We start from the raw sequence: 5,832 nt of genomic DNA on the forward strand, positions 1-5,832 counted from the left end.
GCTTAGGGCAATTACCTAAGAAGATTTAACTTAAAAAATGTATCTAGAAGCCAACCTTATACTTAATAAATAAATGAAAGGTCAACTACAATTGAGTAAATCTCTTTGTGCCTGAGATGAAATAAATTTAAGTTTTTTAATTTAAATTTAAAATTTAAGTTAGTGTTTAAGCTACAAACTAAAGCATAGTTAACGAGGAGATAAAAAGCTGCTAAGAGTTGTAGTTAAAATAGTAAGATTTACCGTAAAAGTAAAGACTTAAACCGTAAAACTAAGCTTATTAACGTTAGTAAATGACTAAAGTTAAAATATTTCTAGGTAAAATTGCAAGTCGCGTTCTGGTAAATTAAGTGCTACCTAAAAATAACTCAAAAAAGAAGAAAAAGAAAAATGGGATTTAAAAATGCGGACTATCTAAGGGCTAGATAGGCATATAAAGGTACGAATCCTCTCACTCCATAAAGACTATAGAGCGACAAAGACTGTATTAATGATGATGGTGATGATGGTGAGCTACAACAGTGTTAAGATTTACATAGTTGCATGAAGCAGGGTTATATGAGTTTCTAAGTTTCATAATCTATTCCTCAAAAGTAGGAAGTGGTTATTAAAAATAATTTAAAAGAAATCTGGAAAAATTTGTAATTTTTTATTCTGGTTAAGTTATGTTTTTATCTTAGCATTAACTTAAAGCTTTTGACAACACTTTTTTCAACTTTTTCTTTAAACCATTGATTATTAAATTAACATTTTTGAAAATTTCGCTTTACAAAAAATATTTAAGGCTATTTAATACTTATTTTAAAGTTAATTTTTAATAATTGTTACTTAATTTGTATAGCTGTCTGAAATACAAAATATCCAAGATAAAAGCACTAAAAAATGAGGCTACGAGATAAAAATATTTTATCCCGTAGCTTTATTAATCTCTTGACTTAAATAATTATTTAAACAAACCGTTCAAGTAAAATTTACCTTAAACTATTACTCAACAAGAATTATCAAGACAAGAGTTACTCTAGTAAATCTGCAATGGTTACCGGAGTTAATCCTAATTGAGCACAAATACCTTTATAGGCGGCATAAGCACTTGCCCAACACCACTGAAAGTTAAAACCTCCCAGTTGACCGGTAACATCAACTACTTCACCAATCGAGTAAACTTGCGGCCAAGCTTTAAATGCCATAGTACGTGAACTTAAGAGATCTGTATTAATCCCCCCACGCATGACTTCCGCTTTATCATATCCACAATCTTGTGTTGCGATAAACTCATAATTCTTTAAAAAATCAGTGAGAGTTTGTATTTGCTCTTGAGTTAATTGGGCAATTTGTAAAGTTAGTAGCGGCTGAATTTGTTTAACGATATAAGTTGTTTTACGACTATCAGCTTGTAAATTCTCCCATAAATCAACTAATGAAGTCGGTAAGAGTTTAGTAAGTAAAGATTTAACTTGCGCCTTAGCTGTAATTTGATGGCTTAAAGTATTACTTTGTGAATCATCGTTATAATCTTTAATCGCAGACATTACCTGTTGGGTAAAAGTAAACTTGCCCTGTTGACGAGTGGTTTTGAGAATATGTTCTAAATCAACTCTAGGCAAGAAGTCGATATAAACCGCTTGTCCAGCTTGCCAATAATTCGAAATTTGTAATACTGCCGGACCACTAATCCCCTGATGGGTAAATAACAGATTATGGCTAAAGCTTTGGCTACGCTCTTGATTAGTAATATTTACATATACACAACAACCACTTAGCTGACGATAAAAAGAGCTTTCACTGTTATAAGCCAGTGGTACTAAACCTGGTTGAGTTGCAATCCAACCTTGTTTATCTTGCTCAACAAAACTAAAGTTTTTAACTAAATCACTTACTTGTAATCGTCCATAAGCTAAACCACCAGTGGCAATTATTGCAATATCTCCAAGTACCTCTTCACCTTGTTGGGTTATAAGGCGTAAGGGAGCTGTTGCGTTTTGCACTTCTAGCTCTTGATTGATACTATTACTTTCACTTTCGTGCGCGGTTGTATTTGCCTGAATGTCGGTAATAGCTGTTTGCCAATGCCAATTAACTTGCGCGCGACTGTATACTGCTGCCGAATCAATACGCTGTAATAACCAATTTACAATTTCTTTTGAGCCTTGAGTGGTAAAGTATTTAGAGTTTTCCTTGATCGTATAGTCAATACCTGCTTGGCTAATTTGCGCAATAATATCCCAATTGCTATGTCCGGCTAGTGCTGAAATCGCAAAGTGCGGATTACTCGATAAGTAATTAGCTTTACTTACTTCTTGATTAGTAAAGTTACAAAAGCCACCACCGGCGATCAGAATTTTGCGTCCAGGCTTTTTCCCTAAATCAAAAAAGTTAATTGCTAAACGGTGATGAGCTAGAAAACCTGCTAAATACAGACCTGCAGCACCTGCACCAATAATATTAATTTGCGGTAACTTCATTAAGCATTCTCAACCGTAAATGACATCACATTCGCAATACTTGATTCTTGCATAATCAGCATAATAAAGCGATCAAGACCTAAAGCAATCCCTGAGCAAGGTGGCATCCCATGTTCTAGAGCAGCTAATAAGCGTTGGTCTGGTGTAAATACTTCTTGCTTATTAGATTTACGCTGATTAAGATCTTGTAAAAATCTTTGTTGTTGGATTTTCCAGTCTGTTAGTTCATAGAAACCATTAGCTAGCTCAATACCTTTAAAGAACACTTCGGTACGTTGAGCTGTACGTGGATCTTCTGAAGTAACTTGAGCTAAAGCTGCTTGACTTGCTGGATAGTTATAAATTGCAACTGGATTACGTTTGCCTAAATAAGGTTCGATACAGGTACTAAACAGAAATTCGAGAATTGTATCAGAATCATATTTATATGCAGCATATAAACCATAAAGTTTAGCTTGTTCCACTAATAGTTTATGATCAGCTTCTAATGGAGAAAAACCTAGGTATTTTTTAAAGATAAAGTCATAAGTGTAACGCTCTAAATATTCAAAATCAAAAAATAAGCTAAATAATTCTTCTACGCGATCAAGTAAGCGTTGGAGATTGTAATTAGGTAAATACCACTCAAGCATGGTAAATTCCGGATTATGCTTCTTACTAGTTTCTTCTAAGCGAAAGCATTTACAAATTTGGTAAATTGGACCTACATCACATGCTAATAAACGTTTCATGTGATATTCAGGAGAAGTAATAAGAAAATAGTCTTTACCAAAATAACTAGTTTTAAAGCTATCTAAATGTACGTCCGTAACTGGACTAGCTGTTAGTAACGGAGTTTCAACTTCAATTAAGCCTTTTTCATCAAAAAACTGACGGATCTTTTGCATAATTTTATGACGCTCTTTTAATTGCTGACGCGTCATATTACTTTGCCAATTAATATGCTGCAAAGTGGTAGCTTGTTCCATAATCTTCCTTAACTAAATAAAATTTTTTCTATCCTATTATACGGATTTTTCAACGCAAAAAGGCACGGACTAAAAGTAGTCTGTGCCTAAAAAATTATTAAGATTTACTTGGTGGTAAATAGTTAGTTTTTATCTGTAGTAAAACATGTGTTTGTGGTGTATCACTTTCAGACAACCTTTCTTTATACTATGCGACTACAGTAGTGCTTACCTTACTATTACAACTAAGTAATACTAAACTTTGATGTTATTTTTTGTTGCTAGTTTCATTTAACCAAGCAGCAGGTAATTTATTTACTTTTGCCACAACCATCGTTAAAGCTTTACCATCTTTATCTTGATAAGTAAACTCTTGGTCTACAGACATAAATAAAGCATGATAAGGTTTAACTTTAAATTTGCGCTCTTCGTTTAATTGATCGATATAAGCTAAATTACCTTGACCACTTAAAACAAAACCTACAGCGGCATTAGTAGTGGTGAATTTTTGTTGATTATGTACATGTACTAAATCTACCGTAAATTCTTCAACTGGTAAGTTGTTATATGCGCCTTTAGCGTAAACTTTAGGAGTAATTGTTTGCTCGTTCACTAAACGTAAATACAGATCTGTATTAATGTGTTTAGTGGTTAAGCCACCACGTACTACGTTGTCCGAAGTAGCCATTACTTCAACTAAACGTCCACGTAAGTAAGCATGAGGAACATTAGCTTCTTGGAAAATACCTTCGTAAGCATTAAGTTTTACTAAATTTAAGAAGTAGAAACTTAATAAACCAACGTCTAAGTTATCTTCACTCATTTGTTGACTAACAAAAGTAAAGGCTAACCAGTAATCTGGATCTAAATTTGCTTTATTAGCTTCTAAACCATCAATATCACAGTTATTAGCAACAATATCATCAGTTGCTAATTGACGTTCAATTAATGGTGAGTAAAGATCAAGCACCGTACGTAAGTGATTGCCTAAGTATTCTTGTAACCCTTGTTTTGAAGCAGTGAATAATGCTTTATAAGCTTGACCTACAGTTTCAAAGCCTGCAATGTACGCATGTAATTTTTCTAAAGCTGGTTTACCTGCTAATTTTGCTAGTACATTTTCTTTGCTATCCATACCATGTAATAGATACATATCGGTTAGCGCTAAAGCAAATTCTGGCTTGTGGTTACGATCGACAAAGGTACGAGTTTTACTACGTAAGTTAATTCCAGCCTTATCTTCAGCTTCAAATCCCATTTCAGCTTGTTGCTTAGTTGGGTGAATCTGAATTGATAATGGACGTGCCACATCTAGCATTTTCATTAAAAATGGTAGACCTTCAGGCTGGGCATTAGCAGGTTGATTTTGGAGTAAAGGCTGACCGTAAGCTACGTTGTAGTTTAGGTAGATTTGGTAATCTTCGTCTGGATTAATTTTTACTCTTGTTTGTTCTGGGTGTTTAGTGTAAAAACGATTGCTACATGCTTCAACTAAATCCCCAGGAATAGTTAGAGTACTAACTCCAGCTGGGTGTGTACCATACCATACTTCGGCAATGGTTTGACTAGGCATGCCTAATTGTTGGGCAATGTATTTTTTACCGCCCCAATCGTAATCTTTAATAATACCACTTAAAGGAAACACTCCACGGGCTTGCGATACGATTTGTCCTAAACGGTGTTTTTGAATAACTTCGCGTGCTGAACCTATATTTAATTCTTCAGCACAATAAAGTACGGTATCGTAATCTTCTTTAGCTTTTGGCGTAAATTTAAATTCACGTTTTAAGCCTTGAATTGTAATTACTAATTGTCCTTTTTGATTTAAAGTAAAGCCACTAATCGCTTCAGTAGGGATTTGCCCTAAGCCCATAGATACGTTTTTCTCATTAACTACAATCATCGGCTTATTAAAATAGTTAATTTTAACGATTAAGAGCACAAAAGCTAAAGCTAAACCTTGAGTTAAAGTACTATATGTATTCTGTGATTTATACATCACAAAAATCATTAAAGCAATAAAGATAATAACCGCAGGTTTTAAGCGACGACGTAAGTTAATAATAGCTCGAGTTTGACTAGTAATTTGTAAGTAGCGCGTTGTACGAAAATCGAACAGGATTGCTCCGACTACAAAAAGAATAAGAATAATATTTAGTACCATACTAAATTTGATTAATTGGCTCTAGAGCTTCTAGAGTAAAAGTTAATCTTCTAAGCCTAATTTTCTCGAGCTAACACAGGCTATGCACTTTTTCGAAAAAAACAGGCTCTCCCGCGCTTATTTTACCATAATCCAGAGGATAATAACTAGTAAGCGCCACGATTGCGCAAATAAGACTACCTCATAAACAGCATAGCAGCTGCTTATATAAAATCTTATATTACAAAAATATAATATATTCTCTTTAGGTATAAAAAAA

The 5,832-nt window shown here is 33.9% G+C and carries 3 protein-coding genes; all 3 read right to left on the minus strand.

Going from position 1 to position 5,832, the window contains the following annotated elements:
* Window positions 1–1,013: 1,013 nt before the first annotated feature.
* Complete coding sequence (locus tag CKF58_RS05645; RefSeq protein WP_119531836.1) at window positions 1,014–2,462, minus strand: BaiN/RdsA family NAD(P)/FAD-dependent oxidoreductase; 1,449 nt, start codon at window positions 2,460–2,462, stop codon at window positions 1,014–1,016.
* The gene (gene epmA, locus CKF58_RS05650; RefSeq protein WP_119531838.1) at window positions 2,462–3,430 is read right to left on the minus strand and encodes an elongation factor P--(R)-beta-lysine ligase; all 969 of its coding nucleotides are present in this window, start codon (window positions 3,428–3,430) and stop codon (window positions 2,462–2,464) included. The genes CKF58_RS05645 and epmA overlap by 1 nt, the downstream gene beginning before the upstream one ends.
* 247 nt (window positions 3,431–3,677) lie before the next feature.
* Window positions 3,678–5,573, minus strand: a complete 1,896-nt coding sequence (manA, locus tag CKF58_RS05655; protein WP_119531840.1) for a mannose-6-phosphate isomerase, class I — start codon at window positions 5,571–5,573, stop codon at window positions 3,678–3,680.
* Window positions 5,574–5,832: the final 259 nt, after the last annotated feature.

Origin of the sequence: Psittacicella hinzii, from assembly GCF_003585935.1 — a bacterium.
Taxonomy (GTDB): Bacteria; Pseudomonadota; Gammaproteobacteria; order Enterobacterales; family Psittacicellaceae; genus Psittacicella; species Psittacicella hinzii.

Excerpts from the sequence above, each read along its gene's own strand:
- CKF58_RS05645 (WP_119531836.1), bottom strand. The coding sequence starts at position 2,462 with ATGAAGTTACCGCAAATTAATATTATTGGTGCAGGTGCTGCAGGTCTG.
- manA (WP_119531840.1), bottom strand. The coding sequence starts at position 5,573 with ATGGTACTAAATATTATTCTTATTCTTTTTGTAGTCGGAGCAATCCTG.
- epmA (WP_119531838.1), bottom strand. The coding sequence starts at position 3,430 with ATGGAACAAGCTACCACTTTGCAGCATATTAATTGGCAAAGTAATATG.